At 45.5% G+C, this 22,111-nt stretch carries 19 protein-coding genes; 14 read left to right on the top strand and 5 right to left on the bottom strand.

Annotated features, from left to right (window positions below; translation table 11 throughout):
• Nucleotides 1–104 precede the first annotated feature (104 nt).
• Both GCU85_RS06910 and rarD read left to right on the top strand, forming a co-directional pair.
• On the top strand, nucleotides 105–437 hold the full coding sequence (locus GCU85_RS06910; protein ID WP_152810451.1) for a hypothetical protein: 333 nt from the start codon (nucleotides 105–107) through the stop codon (nucleotides 435–437).
• Between the two features lie 240 nt (nucleotides 438–677).
• Nucleotides 678–1,565 (top strand): EamA family transporter RarD, encoded by an 888-nt coding sequence (gene rarD / locus GCU85_RS06905; RefSeq protein WP_218110590.1) that lies wholly within the window; start codon nucleotides 678–680, stop codon nucleotides 1,563–1,565.
• 75 nt (nucleotides 1,566–1,640) lie between these two features.
• On the opposite strand, the gene GCU85_RS06900 is transcribed toward rarD, so the two are convergent.
• Both GCU85_RS06900 and polA read right to left on the bottom strand, forming a co-directional pair.
• A complete protein-coding gene (locus GCU85_RS06900) occupies nucleotides 1,641–2,102 on the bottom strand; it encodes a DNA polymerase III subunit chi (protein ID WP_152810449.1) in 462 nt (153 codons plus the stop codon).
• 17 nt (nucleotides 2,103–2,119) lie between these two features.
• Nucleotides 2,120–4,912, bottom strand: coding sequence for a DNA polymerase I (polA, locus tag GCU85_RS06895; RefSeq protein ID WP_152810448.1), 2,793 nt, complete (start codon nucleotides 4,910–4,912; stop codon nucleotides 2,120–2,122).
• Nucleotides 4,913–5,074: 162 nt separating this feature from the next.
• On the opposite strand from polA, the gene GCU85_RS06890 reads away from it, so the two are divergent.
• Entirely contained in the window at nucleotides 5,075–5,794 is a 720-nt protein-coding gene (locus GCU85_RS06890) for an LOG family protein (RefSeq protein ID WP_328592808.1), read from the top strand.
• Between the two features lie 122 nt (nucleotides 5,795–5,916).
• Nucleotides 5,917–6,504, top strand: coding sequence for a hypothetical protein (locus GCU85_RS06885; RefSeq protein WP_152810446.1), 588 nt, complete (start codon nucleotides 5,917–5,919; stop codon nucleotides 6,502–6,504).
• A gap of 44 nt (nucleotides 6,505–6,548) precedes the next feature.
• Here GCU85_RS06885 and minC read toward each other — a convergent pair whose 3' ends face one another.
• On the bottom strand, nucleotides 6,549–7,463 hold the full coding sequence (minC, locus tag GCU85_RS06880) for a septum site-determining protein MinC (RefSeq protein WP_152810445.1): 915 nt from the start codon (nucleotides 7,461–7,463) through the stop codon (nucleotides 6,549–6,551).
• 58 nt (nucleotides 7,464–7,521) lie between these two features.
• Nucleotides 7,522–9,423: a SulP family inorganic anion transporter gene (locus GCU85_RS06875; RefSeq protein ID WP_152810444.1), complete on the bottom strand. Its 1,902-nt coding sequence runs from the start codon at nucleotides 9,421–9,423 to the stop codon at nucleotides 7,522–7,524.
• Between the two features lie 519 nt (nucleotides 9,424–9,942).
• On the opposite strand from GCU85_RS06875, the gene acnA reads away from it, so the two are divergent.
• The 8 genes from acnA to GCU85_RS06835 all read left to right on the top strand — a co-directional run bounded on the left by acnA (nucleotide 9,943) and on the right by GCU85_RS06835 (nucleotide 19,193).
• Nucleotides 9,943–12,582 (top strand): aconitate hydratase AcnA, encoded by a 2,640-nt coding sequence (acnA, locus tag GCU85_RS06870; protein WP_152810443.1) that lies wholly within the window; start codon nucleotides 9,943–9,945, stop codon nucleotides 12,580–12,582.
• A 163-nt stretch (nucleotides 12,583–12,745) separates the two neighbouring features.
• Nucleotides 12,746–13,363: a cell division protein ZipA C-terminal FtsZ-binding domain-containing protein gene (locus tag GCU85_RS06865; RefSeq protein ID WP_152810442.1), complete on the top strand. Its 618-nt coding sequence runs from the start codon at nucleotides 12,746–12,748 to the stop codon at nucleotides 13,361–13,363.
• Nucleotides 13,335–15,392 (top strand): NAD-dependent DNA ligase LigA, encoded by a 2,058-nt coding sequence (gene ligA, locus GCU85_RS06860; RefSeq protein WP_152810441.1) that lies wholly within the window; start codon nucleotides 13,335–13,337, stop codon nucleotides 15,390–15,392. Before GCU85_RS06865 ends, ligA begins: the two co-directional genes overlap by 29 nt.
• 3 nt (nucleotides 15,393–15,395) lie before the next feature.
• Nucleotides 15,396–15,773, top strand: a complete 378-nt coding sequence (locus tag GCU85_RS09995) for a glutaredoxin family protein (protein WP_218110589.1) — start codon at nucleotides 15,396–15,398, stop codon at nucleotides 15,771–15,773.
• Between the two features lie 18 nt (nucleotides 15,774–15,791).
• On the top strand, nucleotides 15,792–15,977 hold the full coding sequence (locus tag GCU85_RS06850) for a hypothetical protein (RefSeq protein ID WP_152810440.1): 186 nt from the start codon (nucleotides 15,792–15,794) through the stop codon (nucleotides 15,975–15,977).
• Nucleotides 15,974–17,857, top strand: coding sequence for a 1-deoxy-D-xylulose-5-phosphate synthase (gene dxs / locus GCU85_RS06845; protein ID WP_152810439.1), 1,884 nt, complete (start codon nucleotides 15,974–15,976; stop codon nucleotides 17,855–17,857). Before GCU85_RS06850 ends, dxs begins: the two co-directional genes overlap by 4 nt.
• Before the next feature lie 77 nt (nucleotides 17,858–17,934).
• Complete coding sequence (gene folE / locus GCU85_RS06840; protein ID WP_152810438.1) at nucleotides 17,935–18,621, top strand: GTP cyclohydrolase I FolE; 687 nt, start codon at nucleotides 17,935–17,937, stop codon at nucleotides 18,619–18,621.
• Between the two features lie 32 nt (nucleotides 18,622–18,653).
• Nucleotides 18,654–19,193 carry a DUF924 family protein gene (locus tag GCU85_RS06835; RefSeq protein ID WP_152810437.1) on the top strand — a complete coding sequence of 180 codons (540 nt, stop codon included), beginning with the start codon at nucleotides 18,654–18,656 and terminating at the stop codon, nucleotides 19,191–19,193.
• 24 nt (nucleotides 19,194–19,217) lie between these two features.
• Here GCU85_RS06835 and xerC read toward each other — a convergent pair whose 3' ends face one another.
• Entirely contained in the window at nucleotides 19,218–20,231 is a 1,014-nt protein-coding gene (gene xerC / locus GCU85_RS06830; protein ID WP_152810436.1) for a tyrosine recombinase XerC, read from the bottom strand.
• Between the two features lie 179 nt (nucleotides 20,232–20,410).
• Here xerC and GCU85_RS06825 point away from each other — a divergent pair, with 179 nt between their 5' ends.
• On the top strand, nucleotides 20,411–20,842 hold the full coding sequence (locus GCU85_RS06825; protein WP_328592807.1) for an HIT family protein: 432 nt from the start codon (nucleotides 20,411–20,413) through the stop codon (nucleotides 20,840–20,842).
• An 87-nt stretch (nucleotides 20,843–20,929) separates the two neighbouring features.
• Nucleotides 20,930–22,045 (top strand): N-acetyl-gamma-glutamyl-phosphate reductase, encoded by a 1,116-nt coding sequence (argC, locus tag GCU85_RS06820; protein WP_152810435.1) that lies wholly within the window; start codon nucleotides 20,930–20,932, stop codon nucleotides 22,043–22,045.
• The last annotated feature ends 66 nt before the right edge of the window (nucleotides 22,046–22,111 follow it).

Here is a 22,111-nt window from a genome sequence, read left to right as displayed (position 1 = left end):
GCTAGGTGTGTGACTGGTTGTACGCTATCGCCTTCGTCCTTTGTGTTGCTGTTGAATCAAAGGGTGACCGCTAATAACAACTAACTAATACTGATGACAAATTAATGAAAGAGATCGAATATAAAATCACTATGCGTGACTGTGAAAGTATCCGCACAGCAGGTAAATATGCCCTTGATGGGGAGTCTTATAAGTTGATCTTTAAACAAAAAAAAGACATTAAAAAGCTTAAAAAACATATTTTTCCACATTTGTATGAGGGATACAGTAACGTGCCATTTTATAAATTATTAAATATGTGCTTATTGGTTCAGCATATTAAATATTTAAAGATACTTGGGATGGATTCTCAGTGCGATTATCAAATCGTTTATCGTTTAGCAGACGATGAATCCTATGCAGAATTATTGTTTTTTAACACGGTAGAAAAAAGGTAAAGTAATTAGCGTCTAACTTAGAGCGAACATTCAATGGCTTATGTTTTATAGACATGGCGATAAATTTTAGCCGAACCACCCCCTAATGCGCTTAACAGAAATCAAGGGCGTACGCTAGTTAGCGTTGCCTGGTTAAATATCAGCAAACCGATAGGTGATTTTTAATGCTTGTGTTAACGTTATTCTAAACGAATTTCGCGAAAATTTTTAACAGCAGGGGATTGATGAATGTTCAAATTGATGAATGATCAAACCAAAGGCATTTATGCCATGGTTTTGGCTTGCGTGATTTGGGGGTCGCTCAATGTGGTATTTGCAAGCCTTAAACCCATGCCTGCGTTTGATATTGTTGCGCACCGCGTCATTTGGGGAATGGTTGCGCTTTTGCTTTGGTTATTCTGGAAAAGACGACTGTTTGAGCTATGGCGTCTCATGCGAGACGTGCGTGTGATGAAATTCGTGTGTATCGCGGCAGTATTGATTTCGCTCAATTGGCTCGGCTTTGTCTATGCATCACAAACAGGTCATGCACTTGAAGCGGGAATTGGCTATTTTATTTTTCCGCTTGTCACGGTTGCATTTGGTGCGATTTTTAAAGGCGAGCGATTAAATGTTGCCCAAAGCATCGCAGTGACAGCGGCGCTTTTGGCTGTTGGGATTTTGGCTTATGGTCTGGGGAAACTGCCTTGGATAGCGATTTTTCTTGCGTTTACGTTTGGACTTTATGGGCTTTTAAAATCCAATGCAGGCTATGGTGCGACCATGGGGGTTGCGCTTGAAAATATTGTCCTTGCCCCCTTTGCCGTGATTTGGTTGTTATTCGTGTCAACCGCCGATATCGGGTTTTGGAGCGGAGCCAATTATGCAGGCGCTTTGATACTCGTGGGGGCAGCGACTGCGATTGCGTTGCTTTCAATGTCGCAAGCCACCAAATTAATCAGCCTGTTTATGGTGGGATTTTTGTCTTATCTGAACCCATTGATTCAATCATTTAATGCGACTATTTTTCTCGGTGAGGACTTTACTCGGTGGCATGTTATGGCTTTTTCGCTGATTGTGGCGGGCTCGGCATTTTATATTTGGGATTTATATCGGCGCGCTAAACGACAAACCGCTCAGCCATCCTGAGGATAACCGATTTCGATGGCGCGAAGTGACGAAAAGTGACGCGATGTGATGCGATGTGATGCGAGATGATGCCAGTTAGTCGCTGGTTTGACCGATTTTATGCACGGCTGGGGTAATCCCACTATCCACGTAGGCTTGGTATTTCATCCTTGAATTGGCTAAAATTTCAGGGTCTTGGTTGGTCACCAGCAGGATTTTTTTGGATGCTAGCGTGACACCATCGTGTGATAAATCGATAATGACCTCGCTATTGCTGGCAAGCCGCGTATAAATTGCTTGGTCAAAACCGCTCATCAGCCAAACAGCAGGATAGGGCGGTTGAATGTCATCGGCTTGTTGGATAATCTCATGGGCGATGAAACGCTCAGGTTGATTGCACCAAAGCTGTTGACTTAGGCGCTTGCTTTGCGTGGCATCGGCGGCGATAATCAGAATGCGTCCCGCTTGCGTCAGTGCCTTGTTGACCAAGAGATAAATAAACGCCTCACGGCTATTGGAATCGTGTTGCGGGAGAATGTAAAAATTAACCTGTGTCATCGCCTAATCGCCTTTACCTAATGCGCCTCATCCCAGTTCGCCCCAAGCCCCGTATCGACCACTAATGGTACAGACAATGCCACTGCATTTTCCATTGTTTGGGTAATTAAAGATTTTGCCGCGTCAATTTGGCTTTCTTCTACCTCAAAAACCAGCTCATCATGTACTTGCATAATCAGGCGAATCCCTTTGTTATCGGCAATTTGTTGATGCACTTGTGTCATGGCGATTTTAATAATATCGGCAGCGCTGCCTTGCATAGGGGCGTTGATTGATAAGCGTTCTGCGGCATTGCGGCGTATCACATTTTTAGAAGTAATATCAGGGATATAAAGGCGCCTGCCAAAAATCGTCTCGACATAACCTAGCTGCTGGGCAAAGTCGGCAATTTGTGTCATGTAGGTTTTGACGCCTGGGTATTTGTCAAAATAATTTTCAATATACTGACCCGCTTCACTACGACTGACATCGATTTGTTTGGCGAGTCCAAACGCCGACATACCATAAATCAGTCCAAAGTTAATGGCTTTGGCTTTGCGGCGTTCGTCAGCACTGACTTCGTCCTCTGGTAATTCAAAAATCTCAGCCGCCGTTTGTGTATGGATGTCTTTGTTTTGAGAAAAAGCCGCCAGCAGGCGACTATCTTGGGATAGATGCGCCATAATCCTAAGCTCAATCTGTGAATAATCACTGGCCATAATGCAATACCCTGGCGGGGCAATAAAGGCTTGGCGAATTTTGCGACCTTCAGCGCTACGAATTGGAATGTTTTGCAAATTCGGTTCAGCGGATGATAACCGACCTGTGCTGGTGACCGCCTGATGGTAGGTGGTGTGAATGCGCCCCGTGGCCGGTTGAATGACCTCAGGAAGTTTGTCGGTATAGGTGGTTTTTAATTTAGTTAATCCACGGTTTTCTAAAATAATTTGCGGTAATTCGTGGTTTTTGGCCAGTTCGTGTAAGACGGATTCGTCAGTTGAAGGCTGTCCTTTGGGTGTTTTTTTCACCACGGGTAATCCCAGCTTATCAAATAAAATTTGTTGTAATTGCTTTGGTGAGTTGATGTTAAACGTCTCATCTGCGAGTTCGTAAGCGCGTTTTTCTAAGGCATCAATTTTAATTTGCATTGCTTGGCTTTGCTGCGACAGCAACGCCGTATCGATTAAAATACCATTTGCTTCAGTGCGTTGCAGTGCTTGAATAAACGGCATTTCAATGTCATGATAGACACGGTTTAACCCTGGCATGGCGTTGACGCGCATCAGTAGGTAATTGGCGAGTCGATTAATAAAATCAACGCGTTCACACGTATACAATCGCGCTTTGTCTAGGTCAATATGCGATAGCAACACAGCCTTGACCCCTTTGCCTAACAGGGTTTCGCTGTCAGTGAGTTTATACTGCAAGTGTTTTTCAACCGCATCGGCTAACAGGTGTTTATTTGCGGTTGAGTTAAATACGTAGCCAGCAATCATAATATCATCGGTTAGGTTTTCTATACTGATGCCATAGCGGGCGAGGGTGTGGCGTGCCATTTTGCTATCAAACGTTAGTTTTTGTGCAGCATTGCCGAAAATGGCCTTTAGGGTTGGCAAGACATCGACCAGCGGTAAAATGTCGAGGGCGGGCGGGTTATCACTGGGTATCTTGGTTGTATTTCCCTCGGTATCTTGCGTATTGGTATCTTGCGTATCGGGTGCTAACGGTTTTCGTAGTGGCAAGTAATAGGCTTTGCCGAGTTCGGTTGAAAAACTCACACCAATCAATTCGGTCTCTGTAATAGCAGTACTGGTCGACAGCACCTCAAAAGTAAATCGCAACGATTGCATCAGTGTGTTTGATAGCGCCTGAAATGCGGCCTGTGTGGTGACTAATTCATAGTGCGTCTCGATGGGCTTGGCATCCGTATCTCCACTATTGTCGATGTATTGGTTGTTGGCTTCGCTACCCAGTACTTTGGTTAGCAATTGGGTTAAATCAAAGCGTTTGCACAATGCACTAAATGCCTCGGTATCGATGGCATTCATGGAGAGCTTTTCGATATCGACATCAGGCAACGGGACATCAAGTTTGATTTGTGTGAGTGATTTAGATAGCGCCAGTTGGTCAATATGTTGGCGTAGATTTTCCCCGATTTTGCCCGTGATACGGTCTTGGTTGGCGATAACCCCTGCAATATCGTGATACTCGCTCAGCCATTTAGCGGCTGTTTTGGGGCCGACTTTGGGGATGCCAGGAATATTATCAGCGCTATCGCCGACTAGGGCTAAAAAATCCACCACTTGATCAGCACGCAGCGCATCGACTTTGAAGCGTTCGGCGACGTTTTGATAATCCGTTATTTTCATTTTCATGGTGTCAATCAAGCGCGTATTACCATCGATAAGCTGTGCTAAGTCTTTGTCTCCTGTGGAGATTAAGACTTGCATATTGGACTCTACCGCTTGTTTGGCGAGTGTGCCAATGACATCATCGGCTTCGACACCCGTAATTTGGATTAATGGATAGCCCATAGACTCGATTAAGCTAAGTAGTGGTTTGATTTGGCAGCGCAGGTCTTCGTCAATCGGTGGGCGGTGAGACTTGTAGGCCTCATACATCTCATGGCGAAAGGTTTTGCCAGGGGCATCAAATACAATCCCGATATGACTGGGCTGGTATTCGTCATATAGCTTTTGAATCATACTGATAACGCCTTTGATAGCGCCTGTTGGTTCGCCATTGCGGGAGGTGAGTTTGGGCAACCCATGAAAAGCGCGGAATAAATAGCTTGAGCCGTCTACAAGTATAAGCAAGTGATTATCTGACATAAATAATATTTTCGGTGTTTTAATTAGCGGTTTTGAGTTTGGTAAACGTAGTATGGTATATTATGCTAAATGCTCGGGCGGATAAAGCCCTATTTTTTCAATGTGGTTGATTTGAGCCAATCAACCCATTTCAAAAACCACTACTCAGCCACTGGAGGCCCTGTGAATAAAGCGAATCAACTCAGTATTAACCCAGAACAAATCCAAACCTTACTCAATCGCGAGTCGTGGAAAATTTTTCAAATTATGGCGGAGTTTGTTGAAGGATTTGAGCAACTGGCAACCATTAGCCCGTCTGTTTCTATCTTTGGCTCGGCCAGAACACCAGAAGACCATCCCTATTACCAGCTCACCGAAGATTTGGCTTATAAACTCTCCGAATCGGGGTTTTCTGTTGTCTCAGGTGGTGGTCCAGGCATTATGGAAGCCGCCAACAAAGGCGCTTATCGCGGCAAATCTCAGTCAATCGGACTCAATATTATTTTGCCCCATGAACAAAGCGGTAATCCTTATCAAGACATTTCCCTAAACTACCGTCACTTTTTCTCGCGCAAAGTCATGTTTGTGAAATACGCATCGGCATATGTTGTCATGCCCGGTGGGTTTGGTACGCTGGATGAATTAGCTGAGGTGTTGACCTTGATTCAAACAGGTAAATGCCGCCGATTCCCTGTGATTTTGATGGTCAGTGAATTTTGGGCGCCGCTGATTGATTGGTTTAAAAATACGCTATTGCAAGAAGGCACCATTTCTGCCGAAGACCTCGATTTATTCCATATCATCGATGATGCAGACGAAGTCGTTGAAACGATTTTTGGCTTTTATGAAAAAGAAGGCTTTGACTTCACCAAAGAAGACATGAAGAAAATGCTGGAGCTGTAATATAATATGGTGCAATATGCGATAAAGTTGCAACGTCTTACAATAGGCCGATTTTAGTTTGATTTTAGATGATTTTTACATACAAGGGAATATATATGGTGCTATTACTTAGAAGTTTTTTAATGGGGTGTTTGATTTTTTTATCCGCCTGCACGTTTGTCAAAGTTGGCCTAACAAACGAGGAAAGAAAGGAAATCCTAAACCCACCTAAGCCGGTAACAGAATACGTTGATAATCACTTAGATGAAGTGATTACATTTTTACAGTCTCATAAAAATCAATTTGCTTTGGATGAAAAAAATAAACTCAGTAATTGTATGCTATCAAGAGCCAAACTCGTTGGTGTTGTCAATCCTGAAAATATTGATATCATTATAACGAAAAATATTCCGATACCTGATGAAGGGCATCCTTTGTATGAGTTTTACCATACCGTACTCGGTGTAGAGAGTGGCTTTGTCGGTGGACTAACGTTTGATAATGTTATTTACTTGCATCCATTTTTTGCAGAATCGTATGAAATATATATCCATGAATTGGTTCATGTTGCTCAATACCAACGTTTCGGGCTAGAGGATATGCTGAGAAAATACTTGATAGATGCCTCGATAGTCAATTATTCACGTATTCCGTTTGAAACGGAGGCAATGGTTAGAACGGCCAATCTAACTGAGACAAACCTTAAATCTTGCAAAACGCTACTGAAGTGATTTAGGTATATTCCTTTTACTGACTCGTAGCGTGATCTATTGCCTTACAAGACTTGAAAACTAATAGTCTCTCCATCGAAACCAATTTGTAATGGCTGGTTGAGATATTGCTCATCAATGGCTTCTAGCTGTTTGTAGTTACCTGCAATGGCAACTAACTCGGCGGCCATCTTTTGGCAGAATATTTGCGCTGATGTATCGCCGCTGGCACCCGCAATCGCACGACCGCGAAGGACACCATAAACATGGATGTTACCATCGGCAATGACCTCTGCGCCATGGCTGACTGCGCCAACAATGGTTAAATCGCCTTTGGCATAAATGCGTTGGCCCGAACGAATTGGATGTTTAATGACTTGATTTTCTCTGTTATCGGTTGTGCTAGCGGTTGTGCTGGCGGTTGCACTTTGTAGCGCCTCTGATGATGCATTTGCTGCGACTTCATTTACTGCGATTCCATTTGATGGTGCGGTATCGGCGTGGGTTTTTTTGGGCTCATCAATTGCTTGGTTAGTTGGTGCTTGGTTAGTTGGTGCTTGGTTAGTTGGTGCTTGGTTAGTTGCTGATTGGTTAACTGCTGAATGACTGGTGCTATTGACGATGTTTGCTTGTGCTTTGTCTATCGTTATTTTATCTGTTGCTGCGGCAATAATCGGCAGTGCACCGAGTTTGGCATCTAACCCTGTCTGACGATGCTGCGTATTATCAGTCATCACGGCAATAGGGTTGATGCCGACTCGCATTAAACTGTCTTTAATTGGTGCTAAATCAATTGGCAGACTAGCTTGGTCGTCAAAAAAACTAATATCAATGACGACTTGCATGCCAACAAACATCATAGGGGCTTGGCGAGTTTTATCTTTTAGTGCCGATTGAATCGCCTCAATATCTGCCGTTTCGATTTTGAGAATTTTAAAGTTGGGTAGGTTGTTTTTGAATATGATGGCTGATTGACGCATGCTTTGTTTCCGATAAGTTTTTGTGATTATTTTGTCGTTATTTTGTGGTGATTTTGCGTTATTCTAGGATTTTTTTTGGGTCTTTTGTGCGCGGCAATGTTTGATTGAGTGGCTCATCTGAGGCTACACTGTCGGTTGTCGTGTCGGTTGTCGTGTCGGTTGTCCTTGGCGCGGCATTTTCTTTATTCTCTGCGTTTTCTGCAGTTTCTGCAGGTTGGGCGTTATCGGTATTATCCGAAGCGGGGTCGGCATCATCTGCATTGCTTGCATCAAGCAATTGATTAATCTGGTTAATCGCCTCTGCTTGATAGTTATAGATATTGCTGCGACCGCCCAATTTATCCCAGTAAGGACTGTTGCTCAAATACTTTCGCACCGCAGGTGTTAATCCAGATAAATACAAATCGCCCCCTTTACGGCGCGTGTATTGCTTTAGCCTTAGCAGTAATTCTGCCCCTGAGATATCAATTAAATTAACGCCGTCTCCGATTAACAAGATGTAGCTGGCTTGTTGCGCTTGAGATTGGTTGATGACTTGGTAGATATGGTCAATCGAGCCAAAAAACAGCGAACCGTCAACGCGAATAATGGCGAGCTTAGGGTGCTCGCTGCCTGTGCTGGGAAGCTCAATCAAGCGATGATAGGGATCATATTGATCAACCGTCAAGCTGACCACTTTGGGTTGAGAGGTTTTTTGTAGGTACAGAATAAGTGCTAAAAACATACCGCTGTATATCGCAAATTCAAGACTGAGGAATAACGTCGCCAGTAGCGTCAAAACATAAATAGCCGTCTCTGCGTGGCTGGTTTGGATGATTTTTTTGATATGGGCAAAATCAATCAATTTATAACCTGCAATAATAATGATTGCTGACATGCTTGCCAGCGGTAAATAGGCGGTGATACCTGCTGCAAAAATCAAGACTAACAAAATAAATCCTGAGGCAAAAATACTAGACAGTGGCGTCACCGCGCCAGCTGCGTAGTTAACGCCTGTTCGAGTAAACGAGCAGGATGAGAAAAAACCACTGGTAAAGCTGCACGCCATATTACTCAACCCCTGTGCGACAAATTCTTGGTTGGCATTGATTGGTTGTCCCGTCTTATTTGAGACTGTTTTGGCAATAGAGACTGACTGTATCAGCCCTAACGTTGCCAAGGCAATCGCTGAGGCAAATAATTCACTGGCCTGAAACCACGATAAATTTGGGATAGTAATCTGCGGTAATCCGCTGGGTAAGGCGCCAACCATCGTGATTTGTTCGACGTTAAACAACACCGTCATAATGAACGCTAAAATCGTGCCAGCGGCCATGGCAATTAATAAATTGGGGAGTTTTTTGTAGTATTTGGCGCACAGTAATGCAACAACGAGTGTGGTAACGGATAAACTGGTGGTCGCTAAATCGATTTGGTGAAAGCGTTGAAATAACAATTGCAATGTCATGGCAATGTTGTCTTGACGTGCAATATCAATACCAAAAAAAGTCCCTAATTGGCTCACGATAATCAAAATCGCTGCGCCAGAAGAAAACCCGAGTATCACGGTGTGTGAGATAAAATTAACCAAGTGCCCCAAGCGAAATACGCCCAATGTAAACTGAATAATACCCGCGAGCAACGTTAACAATAAAGCCAAGCCGATAAACTGCGGGCTGGCTGGCACAGCAAAGCCACTTAGTATGCTGATAATGACAATGGATGTGGGGACGGTTGGTCCCGAGACGGTATGCCAAGAACAGCCAAATAGCGCGGTTACCAGCGGCGCAATCATCGCGGCATATAGACCAAATTCGGGGGGCAACCCTGCAATCAAGGCAAAAGCGAGTCCCTGTGGTAGGGCAAATATCGCACTGGTTATTGCAGCAGTTAAATCGAGTTTAGCGGTTTTGGGTGTGACTTTGGATAACCATAGAAAAAACGGCAACCAATGAATTAGGCGAAGGGCTAAACGATGCATCGGAACTTCCTAATATCACGCACAGCAGGTGATTTGCCGTCGTCTTTTGCGGTAACGCTGATGCGGTGATTTTTGCTGTGATTTTTGCTGTGATTTTTGCTGTGATTTTTGCTGTGATTTTTGCTGTAATGCTCGCTGTAATGCTCGACTAATAGGCTGGATTGTTTATGAGGCATCAAACGCATGGTAGTTTATATTTGTGGTTATACTTGTGTTTTATAATTTTTATTATGTTTTGTTGTGTGTTTGCCTTGTTTGCCTTGTTTGGCTAGCGTTTGTTTCCCCAGCGTTTGTTTTCCTAGACTACTATAAACTATTAGCCAGATTTATTGAGGCGTTATCCTTGCTAGATTAAGCGCGATGACAAGGCGATGATAAGCGCGATTAAATTTATTCAAACAACCCACACAACGTAGTCCCGTTGAATGTGTATTAATTGTTCGCAAACCCCTATAAATTTAGCCCATTTTAGCATAGAATAGATAAGTAAAAGTAATTTAATTTCACCTAGGGGATGATATGGGACTTGAAACACACCGCAAGCAGTTAACGGTTAATAACAGTACATTTCAGTATTATGATTTAACTTCAGTCGCTAGTCCAGCGCAATTGGCACGATTGCCGTTTAGCTTAAAAATTTTACTCGAAAATTTGATACGCCACTATGACGGCGAAAATATCACACAATCGCATATTGATGCGGTTGTTAATTGGGATGCAAACGCCGCCCCCAGTACAGAAATCGCGTTTACCCCCAGCCGCGTGGTGTTGCAGGATTTTACGGGTGTCCCTGCGGTCGTTGACTTGGCTGCGATGCGCGATGCAATGGCCAATTTAGGTGGCGATGTTGATAAGATTAACCCGCTATCACCTGCTGAATTGGTTATTGACCACTCGGTTATGGTTGACCACTTCGGCTCTGACCAAGCGTTAGACTTAAATACAAAGCTTGAATTTAACCGCAATAAAGAACGCTACGGTTTTTTGCGTTGGGGTCAGTCAGCGTTTGATAATTTCAAAGTCGTGCCACCCAATACAGGCATTGTGCATCAGGTCAACTTAGAATATTTAGCCCGCGTTATTTTTGATCAAAATGCCCAAGGCGAACCAGTTGCCTACCCTGATACGGTCGTTGGTACTGACTCGCATACCACCATGATTAATGGTATTGGCGTATTGGGCTGGGGGGTTGGTGGCATCGAAGCCGAGGCGGCCATGCTAGGCCAGCCAATTACCATGCTGATTCCAGAAGTCGTTGGTTTTGAGCTAACAGGTAAACTCGCGCCAGGGGCGACTGCAACAGACCTCGTGTTAAAAGTGGTTAAAATGCTGAGAGATTTGGGTGTTGTTGGCAAGTTTGTCGAATTTTTTGGGGAAGGGCTAGACCATTTGCCACTCGCAGATCGAGCGACCATTGCCAATATGGCGCCCGAGTATGGCGCGACGTGTGGTATTTTCCCAATCGACCAAGAAACACTAGAATATCTGCGTCTATCAGGGCGTGAAGCAGCCCATATTGACTTGATTGAAGCCTATGCCAAAGCGCAAACAATGTACCGTGATGTCGGTGTGACGGCGGATTACTCGGATAAATTAACCTTGGATTTAGCGACGGTAGTGCCAGCACTAGCTGGGCCCAAACGCCCTCAAGATTACTTGTTCTTAGACCAAGTGCCAGAAACAGTCACTCGATTACTCGACGAAGCAAAGGCCGACAAGGCCGTTGATATCCATATTAACGGGCAGGACGTGACCTTAAACGACGGTGATGTGGTTGTCGCGGCTATTACCTCGTGTACGAACACCTCAAACCCTTCGGTCATTATGGGGGCAGGGTTGCTCGCTAAAAATGCCGCCGAAAAAGGACTCGTCAGTAAGCCTTGGGTCAAAACATCATTGGCGCCAGGCTCGATGGTGGTTACCGATTATCTCAGATCAGCAGGGTTGCTGACTTATCTCGAAGACTTAGGATTTGATGTGGTCGGCTATGGTTGCACGACTTGTATCGGCAATAGTGGGCCGCTCCCACCTGCGGTAGAGTCGGCGATTTCGGCAAATGACATGAACGTCAGCTCTGTACTATCTGGCAATCGCAACTTTGAAGGACGTATCCACGCGCAGGTTAAGATGAACTTCTTGGCATCGCCACCGCTGGTTGTGGCTTATGCACTGGCAGGTACTACTAAAATTGATTTCAAAGCAGAGCCATTAGGACAAGATCAAGCAGGAAACGATGTTTATTTGGCTGATATTTGGCCATCGCAACAGAGTATCAACGATACCGTCAAGCAGACCATTTCCCGCGAAATGTTTATCGATAACTATAAAAATGTTTATGCAGGCGATGCCCGCTGGCAATCGGTAGCAGTCACGGAATCTAAAACATTTAATTGGGATAGTGCCTCAACCTATATTCAAAATCCGCCGTATTTTGATGGGATGACCAAACAAGCCCCAGGTATCCCCGAAATTCAACAGGCCAAAGTGCTTTTAAAACTCGGCGACATGGTAACCACCGACCATATCTCGCCAGCAGGCAGCATTGCGCCTGATTCACCTGCTGCGAAATATTTACGCGAACATGGCGTCGCCGACAATGACTTTAATTCGTATGGCTCTCGGCGGGGTAACCACCAAGTAATGATGCGTGGGACTTTTGCCAATATTCGCTTGCGTAATCAATTAGCGCCTGGCACAGAGGGCGGTTGGACCACGCATTATCCTAGTGGTGAAGTCATGACCGTCTTTGATGCGGCCATGCGTTACCAAGATGAAAAAGTACCGCTTGTGGTCTTTGCGGGTAAAGAATACGGCGCTGGTTCCTCGCGCGATTGGGCTGCCAAGGGCACGAATTTGCTTGGGGTCAAAGCCGTTGTCACCGAAAGTTATGAACGCATTCATCGCTCCAACTTAATTGGCATGGGTGTATTGCCGCTGCAGTTCAAAGCAGGGGACAGCCATGAATCATTAGGCATTACAGGGGATGAAGAGATTAGCGTTTCAGGCTTGGTTAGAGGTGCCAAAACCGTGACCTTAATCTTAGAAAAAGCCGGTCAGTCAAAAACGGTGACCGTTGATGTTCGTATCGACACTCCCAAAGAATGGGATTATTATGAGAATGGTGGCATACTACACTATGTCTTGCGCCAGTTAGCCTAATTGTTCTGCGATTAAATGCCACGCGGTTATTAAAAAAATAACGAGTAGCGTGGCGGTTTTTTATCGCTGGCGTAAAGCGATGGAATGTTTTTAATATGTTTTGCCGTGACAACTGACCGTTGCGTGCTAGAATATTGACCTATTTTTCACTCGGTAGTCTTTTGTGGATGTTGAACAAGCAACGTTAATTTGGATAACACGGCTGGTATTTATTTTGCTGTCAGGCGTCATCGCCTATGTCGTGTGGGCTTTTATGCGGCGCGAACGGGTGGTTAATGTGCCGCCTACGCCAGCGTACGAGCCCCCCAAAGACGTTAAATTACCCGAAAAACACGTTGTTATTACGGTGATGGCCAAGCCAGGACGGTTTTTTGATAACCATCAGCTGATTAACCTGCTCGATGAGCTAGGGTTTGTGTACTCAGAGCATGGTGTATTTGAGTACTTTTTAGCAGATGGCAAGCATATTGCTTTTACCATTATTAACACAAAACCCCCTTATACGTTTGATGAAAATCCCGCCGCAATGCGCCCAACGGATGGGGTTAAGGCGGTGATGCAACTACCTATTTTAGATGGTTATCGACAGTCTGAGTATTTTTATTTAATGCTTTCTGTATTGGATGAATTACGCGAAAATCTAGGCGCGCAATTATGCGATGAAAACCGTAATTTGCTAAAAAATCAAAAACTTCACGAGATACAGCAAGCGATTGAATCTTTTGAAATGAGCTGTGCGGCGATGCTTCAGAATGACTATCAACAACGACATAATCACTGAATACCAAGCCCTTGTGGCGCAAATTCATCAGTATGATTATCACTACTATGTACTAGATGACCCGATTATTTCGGATGAAGATTACGACGCCGTTATCCAACGTATTCTGCAGTTAGAAAAAGCCGACCCAGCAATCCAAGCAGCGGATTCACCCACGCAACGTGTTGGGGGCGGTTTGGCCTCACAATTCGAAGCCATTGCACATGCTATTCCGATGCTATCGTTGGATAATGTTTTTACGCCGCAAGCGTTAACGGAGTTTAATCAGCGGGTGTTATCTCGCCTAGAGTGGTCTAGCCCAGATTCTCCACAAAATATTACTTATGCAGCAGAGCCCAAAATCGATGGTTTAGCCATTGCGTTGCGGTATGAAAATGGACAGCTAGTCCAAGCCCTTACCCGTGGGGACGGTCGTGTTGGGGAAAATGTGCTGGAAAACGTGAAAACAATCCGCGCCATTCCTCTCAAGCTTCGTGCGCCGTACCCACAATTGATCGAAGTGCGCGGTGAAGTATTTATGCCGAAATCGGGTTTTAATGCACTAAACGAGGCGCAACAAGCCGCGGGTGAAAAACCCTTCGCTAACCCAAGAAATGCAGCAGCTGGTAGCTTGCGCCAATTAAACGCGGCCATTACCGCCAAGCGACCATTGGCATTTTATGCCTATGGCGTAGGCGAGAAATCATCCGATGTGGTTTTACCTTCTTATGACGCAACCATTGACCGCCTAAATACACTGGGCCTACCTACGTGCCCGTTGTTTGAGGTCTGTCGCGGTGTGGATGCCTTAATTGATTATCATCGTCGGTTACTTAACGTACGGCAATCGCTAGACTATGATATCGATGGTGTCGTTTTTAAAGTCAATGAAACGGCGCTTCAGCAGCAACTGGGTTTTGTGAGCCGCGCGCCACGCTGGGCGATTGCGTATAAATTTCCAGCCGAGGAAAAGACGACCACGGTACAAGCCATCGATATCCAAGTCGGGCGCACAGGTGCATTAACACCCGTTGCGCGGCTAGCACCAGTATCCGTTGGTGGTGTGATGGTAACCAATGCAACGTTACACAATGCCGATGAGCTTGCGCGTAAGGATATTCGCGTCGGAGACACGGTGATTATCCGCCGTGCTGGCGATGTTATCCCAGAGGTGGTTCGCTATATCCCCACCTATCGACAACCCAATGCATTGCCGTATCGCATGCCGACTGCATGCCCTGTGTGTGGCAGTGAGGCACTAAAACTCGACGAAGAAGCCGTGACGCGGTGTATGGGTGGCTTGTTTTGTCGCGCACAATTGACGCAATCGTTGATTCATTTTGTTTCGCGCAAAGCCATGGATATCGAAGGCTTGGGTGACAAAGTGATTGCGCAACTCATTGAAAACGAATTAGTTAGGACCCCTGCTGATATTTATCGATTAACGCATGATGCGCTGGTCAATTTAGAGCGATTAGGTGATAAATCGGCGGCTAATTTAATCCAGGCAATCGAAGACAGCAAGCAAACAACGTTTGCAAGGCTGCTATATGCCCTAGGCATTCGTGAGGTGGGTGAGGTCATGGCCGAAACGCTGGCCAATGAATTTGTGGATTTTGCTGTATTATACACGGCTGATGTCGAAGCATTACAAACGATTGATGGCATTGGTCCTAAAATGGCGACGTTTATTCACACCTTTTTCCAGCAACCCCATAACCGAGAAGTCATTGATGCCTTAATTGCGCTGGGTGTCAACCCAAAAAACAGCCAGCCTAGCACACCTATCACCCAAGCAGGAAACCATTTCATGGGCAAAAAAGTGGTCGTCACGGGGACATTAGCGCGCATGAGTCGAGACCAAGCCAAAGCCAAACTAAAAGCACTGGGCGCTAAAGTCCAGTCTAGCGTGTCATCACAGACGGATATTTTGGTCGCTGGTGAAAAAGCGGGCAGCAAACTGACTAAAGCCAGCTCGCTCGGCATTGCTGTGATGGACGAAGTCGCGTTTTATCAAGCGCTTGACGAAATAGAATCCGCATTCAATTAGCATATGATGAGCAATAAAATCAACCATCAGAACAATGGCCATCAAAACAGTGATCATCAAAACGATGCCGCCAATGCTAATCATGATAATTCTAACCATGATAATCTCAATTCTGGCAATTCCAACTCTAGCAATCCCCGCACCTGGGTGCTATACATGACCATCGGTTGCCACCTGTGTCAAGCGGCATATCAACACCTGTTACAGGTTGCAGGTGAGACGGTGTTCATTGAAGAAGTTGATATTTTTAGCGATGAAATACTACGCGATACTTATTGGGATAAAGTGCCCGTGGTGAGGAATGAACACGGCGAAACCCTCGCGTATCCCTTTGATGAAAATTGCTTGCGTGACTGGCTAAATGCCGTCAGTCACGTATAATGGTACGGGGTTTTGTTGATGAATCATATTGATTTACCCCATTATCTATCGTCGGTTGCCTATCGCATCGCTGTTACTGTCGCCTTTGCTGTCGCTGTTATTGGCAGTGTTAGCGTCAGTGTTGGCGTCATTTTTCGTATCCACTTTAGTATCCTTTGTCTTTATTTTTGTCTTTATTTTTGTCTTTATTTGAATAAACCATGACTGACACCCCGTTACTCGATACTGTTAACACGCCAGATGAATTGCGCCACTTGGCACTAGGGCAATTGCCACAGCTTTGCCGCGAGTTACGGGCTTGCCTGTTGCAAACTGTCTCACAAACAGGCGGACATTTGGCATCAGGATTAGGGGTTGTTGAGTTGACGGTTGCCATTCATTACGTTTTTGACACACCGCATGATAGTTTGGTGTGGGATGTTGGGCACCAAGCTTATCCGCACAAAATTCTAACTGGACGGCGTGCGCAGATGCCAACGCTTAAACGACAGCATGGGTTGTCAGGGTTTCCAAAGCGCGATGAAAGCCGTTACGATGATTTTGGTGTTGGGCACTCATCGACTTCGATTTCGGCGGCGCTGGGGATGGCGATTGCCGATCAATTAAATGGCAAACGACATAGCCACATTGCGGTTATTGGCGATGGCGCGATGACCGCTGGGATGGCGTTTGAAGCGCTACATCATGCCGCGAGTTTGTCGGCAGATTTACTGGTTATTTTAAACGACAACGATATGTCCATTTCGCCCAATGTCGGTGCGATGTCGTCGTATTTATCCGAAGTCCTTGGCAGCGAATTGTACCAAGACGTTCGGCAAAAGGGCAAAGCAGTTTTAAAGCATATTCCTCCGCTGGATGGTTTGGCTAAATTTGTGGAAGAACGCGCCAAAGATATTGCGAGTGCCAATAACCTGTTTGAAGATTTAGGCTTTGATTATACGGGGCCGCAGGATGGTCATGACGTATTGGCGTTAGTTGCCACGCTAAAACGCCTCAAAACGCAATCAGGGCCAAAATTATTACACGTTAAAACCGTCAAGGGCAAAGGCTATTGTCGAGCAGAGGCAGCACCGATTGACTATCATGGCGTCTCGGGCTTTGATGTTAATAAGGGTTTGGTGCCGAGTCAGCCCTCAAATGCCCCAACGTTTACCCAAGTATTTTCAGCATGGATTAATCATCAGGCGCAACAAGACAGCCGTTTAGTCGCCATTACACCCGCAATGCGTGAAGGCTCAGGCTTGGTCGAATTTAGTCAGCAATTTCCAAATCGTTATTACGATGTTGCCATTGCTGAACAACACGCGGTCACGCTTGCCGCAGGTATGGCTTGTAAAGGCTTAAAACCCGTGGTCGCCATTTATTCGACTTTTTTGCAGCGTGCGTATGATCAGTTAATTCATGATGTTGCGCTACAAAATTTGGATGTATTATTTGCCTTAGACCGTGCTGGCGTTGTCGGTGAAGATGGCGCTACGCATGCGGGTGTGTTTGATATTGCCTATAGCTGTTTGATCCCTAATTTGATCGTGATGACCCCGTCAGACGAATTAGAAATGTTGGCGTTATTACAAACGGGTTATGCGTATAACGGGCCTGCCTTGGTTCGCTATCCCAAGGGCAAAGGCGATTTGCAGCAGTTGCCACAAACACCACAGGCAGAAATCGCCGTTGGTCAATCCAAATTAGTGCGACAAAGCAGCTTAGCACCATCACAGGTAAACAAATTGGCGATTTTGGTCTTTGGCACGTTGCTCGCGCGGTGCCACACCATTGCCGCGACACTCGATGCAACACTGATTGATATGCGGTTTGCCAAACCATTTGACCAAGCACGAATTGAGCAACTCATCGCAACTCTTGGGCACACGCATGTTGTCATTCTTGAGGAGGGAAGCCTCATCGGCGGTGTCGGCGCAGAAGTCGCTGACTTTGTTCATCAATGCAACGCCGCAACACGAGTCAAGCGTTTGGGGATTACTGACGAATTTGTCCCGCACGGTAAGCGCGATGAAGTATTGGCAGGATTTGGTCTTGATGAAACGCACATTGCCCAGCAAATTCAGGATTTTTTCTTTAATTAAAGACGATTTTTCGCATGACAAATGCCGTTGAAGTCGTTATAGTGAGCACTTATTTTTTTCGATGACGAGAAGCCGTTATGAGTAATATTGACCAAAATGAATTAATCGATGAGATGGGCGAAGACCATATCCCTGGCTCAGTGGATACACCACTTCGCGCGGATGCGTTTGATTTGTCGGACGATGAAAAAATCGCCCAAATCCAAGCTAAGTTTTCCGATATTATGGAAATTTTAGGCTTAGATATGACCGATGACAGTTTACGTGGCACACCAAAACGTGTTGCGAAAATGTTTGTCAGCGAGACGTTTGGTGGTCTCCACCCTGAACGCGCCCCTAAAATGTCGACATTTGATAACAAATACAAATACAATCAAATGCTAGTAGAAAAAGACATTACGGTCTATTCGACTTGCGAACACCATTTCTTACCGATTGTTGGACGTGCGCATATTGGTTATATCTCTAACGGCCGTGTGATTGGCTTATCTAAAATGAACCGTATCGTCGATTATTTTGCTAAACGCCCACAAGTACAAGAACGCCTGACTATGCAAATCGTCAAAACCATGCAAGAAGCCTTAGGCACTGATGATGTGGCCTGTGTTATTGATGCCAAACACCTTTGTGTTAATTCACGGGGGATTCGTGATATCGAAAGCTCAACTGTCACCGCAGAGCTGGGTGGACGATTCAAAACCGACTCTACCACACGCAAAGAATTTTTGCATTATATCGGGATTAAGACGCAATTTAACGTCTAGCTGAGTGTGCTGCACAAGCGGGTTGAAAAAATATGACGTATCATGACGTAATTGCCTTTTGGTTTCATGAAATAGATTCCAAGCAATGGTGGATCAAGGACGTACAGTTTGATTCCGTCATTCGTAAGCGATTCGGCGACCTACATAAAAAAGCCAATGCCAATGAATTATTTGCTTGGCGTGATAATGCGTTGGGTAGTTTGGCTGAAATTATTGTGCTGGATCAATTTTCTCGTCATATGTATCGCGATACCGCTTTGGCGTTTGCCAGTGATGCCTTAGCATTGGCGTTATCACAACAGGCGATTGCCAAAGGCTTTGACCAAGCACTACCGCAAAATCAGCGCGGTTTTATGTATTTGCCCTTCATGCACAGCGAATCATCGGTTATTCATGCAACAGCCCTTGAGCTATACGAATCGCTGGGCAACCCAGAGAATATAGCCTTTGAGCTAAAGCACAAGGCGATTATTGATCGGTTTGGGCGTTATCCGCACCGTAATGCAATACTTGGCCGACAAACCACCCAAGAAGAACACGCATTCCTCACACAACCTGATTCGAGTTTTTAGCGTAGCCTATTGACCTATTGCTTTTCAGTCTGCCCTGTCTGCCTTTTCTGCTTTGTCTGCCTTGTCTATATTTTTCTTAGCGCGTGGGTGTGCCTTGTCATAGACACTGGCAAGGTGTTGAAAATCAAGGTGCGTGTAGACCTGTGTACTGCTAATATCGCTATGCCCCAAGAGTTCTTGGACGGCACGCAGGTCGCCGCTAGATTGCAGTAAATGGCTAGCAAAACTATGGCGAAATAAATGCGGGTGCAAATCCAGATTGGCGTCTAGCGCTTTACCCCACGCTTTGATGCGTAGCTGGATACTACGTATACTCAAGCGCGACCCTTTATCAGAGATAAATAGGGCATCGCTTAATTGAGTGGGCTCAGTGGGCTGCTTTGAGTCTTGTTGTAACCACTGCTTGCGAATCGCTAGCCAGTTTGTCAGCGCGATTTTCGCTAACTGCCCAATTAATGCAATACGCGGTTTGTTGCCTTTGCCGAGTACGCGCATCTGATTGTCGGTCAAGTCAATATCGCTCAGGTTTAAGCCAGCCAATTCGGCAACACGAATCCCTGAGCTGTATAATAATTCAATCATCGCCATATCCCTGATACTTAGTGGTGAAGTCATGTCTATCGAAGCATGGGCGGTATCAAGCAATTGACTGAGTTTATCAACGCTGAGTGCATTGGGGAGTTTTTTGACTTGTTTCGGTGGGCGAATGTCGCTGACAGGGTTTACCGCGATAAATTTCAATTGCACCAGATAGTTAAAATATTGTCTAAGCGATGACAATTGTCTCGCAATGCTGCTGGGTGCCATATTTTTACGTGATAAATAGGCCAGATAATACTGAATGGTACGCGCATCAACTGTCGGCAATTCCGCGCGACTAAGCCACCCAATAAATTGATTTAAATCGCGCGCATAGCTAGAGACGGTAAGCGCTGATAGCTGGCGCTCGGCGGTTAGGTGTCGCAAAAAAGACGGTATTTCGTTTTCAATACGGTCAAATGGTTGCTGATGATAATTGGTGTGTCCGTGATTTGTCATGTGGTGACGCTGTCGTCTGTGTTTTTTCTATTCTAACACGAATGTAGCCATCTTTATTCGCAAAACGGTTCTACACAAGATACGCATTCTATGCACTGTTGGGATGCAAAGGCTTGCATCTGGTGTGTAAATCCAGTACGCTGAGGCTTTATTAATTGCCATCAAAGCGAGGTGTCCAAGTGTCTGTTCAAGTCTCTGTTGCGGATTGTTTATTTTGTAAAATGGTGCAGGGTGACATTGCACCAATTAAGGTATATGAAGACGATAACGTCATGGTGATTATGGATATTTTCCCCGAGTCAAAGGGGCATTTACTCATCATTCCTAAGGCGCATTATGATGATTTGTTGACAATGCCCAGCGCTTTATTAACGGCTGTCATGGCGCTAAGCCAACGCCTAGCAGTTGCTGCCAAGGCGGCTTTGGCAGCGGATGGCATTAAGATTGTGCAGTATAACGGCAAGGCCGCAGGGCAAACGGTGTTTCATTATCATATGCATGTTATCCCCGCCTATACAGGGCAGCCCTTTGCCCGTCATGCGACAAAACCTGCCGACGAAGATGAACTACGAGCGCTCGCCAATCGGATTGCCGACAACCTTCGCGATTAGCTACCCTAGGTAGCATTTAAGCATTTATCACAGCATTTATCACGCAATGGGATCAATTAATACGACACGTCAAATAGGGTGCTTAACATGAATTCATTAAATACCACATCGACGACATCGAGGAAATCGACCACATCGAATACGCAGCCTATACGAGCTGTTATTATCGGTGCCAATGGCTACGGTGGGGTCGAATTATTGCGATTACTATCGCAACATGCGCAGGTACAGATTGTCTCTGTTGTATCAAGACGCGAAGCAGGCAAACCGATTAGTGCAGTTTTTCCGCAGTTTTATGACCAGTTAATCGACCATGATGGACAGCCGCTGTGTTTTTCCGCGATGGAGGCGGTTGATTGGGCGGGTGTTGATGTTTGTTTTTTTGCGACACCACACGGCGTTGCCATGCGTCAAGCCCAGACATTATTGGATAAAGGCATTAAGGTGATTGATTTGTCGGCGGATTTTCGCCTAAAAAATCAATCGCAATGGGCGCATTGGTACAAAGAAACACACACAGCGCCTGAGTTAATCGCCCAAGCCGTCTATGGCTTGCCTGAGCTAAACCGCGAGGCGCTCAAAACCGCCACATTAATTGCGTGCCCGGGTTGCTATCCAACGGCCATACAGCTTGGATTGATGCCACTGCTCAAAACCAATCGCCTGTTGCAAACCCCGATCATTATTGACGCAAAATCAGGCGTCAGCGGCGCAGGACGCTCAGCCAATACCGCGATGCTGATGGCTGAGCGCAGCGAAAATTTCTCAGCCTACGCTGCCAATGGGCATCGCCACTTACCTGAGATTGAGCAGCAGCTAAGTATCATGGCGGGGCAGCCTGATAAGCCTGTCTCGGTAATTTTTACGCCGCATTTGCTGCCTATACACCGCGGTATCCATGCCACCCTGTATGCACAATATCAAAAAGCACCCGAAGACATTCATAATGTGCTATCGCAGGCTTATGCGCATGAGCCGTTTGTCAGTGTGCTGCCAATCGGACATCACCCTGAGACCCGAGCAGTGCGGGGCACGAATCAAGTACAAATTGCAGTGGCTTACCCACCTAACACGGACTATGTGACCCTATTGGTTGTGATTGATAATTTGGTTAAAGGCGCCGCTGGACAAGCAATTCAGTGTATGAATCTCTGCTTTGGGCTTCCTGAAACGACAGGGCTACGTGGTATTATTGCGATATAGTGTTATTGCGATATAGCATCATCTCGATATAACTATCATTGCACGTTTGTTTGAGCTAAGTCGTAT

It is taken from the genome of Ostreibacterium oceani (genome assembly GCF_009362845.1).
Lineage (GTDB): Bacteria > Pseudomonadota > Gammaproteobacteria > Cardiobacteriales > Ostreibacteriaceae > Ostreibacterium > Ostreibacterium oceani.
The sequence above is the reverse complement of the archived record's forward strand: the minus strand, read 5'-3'. Positions and strand labels throughout refer to the sequence as shown.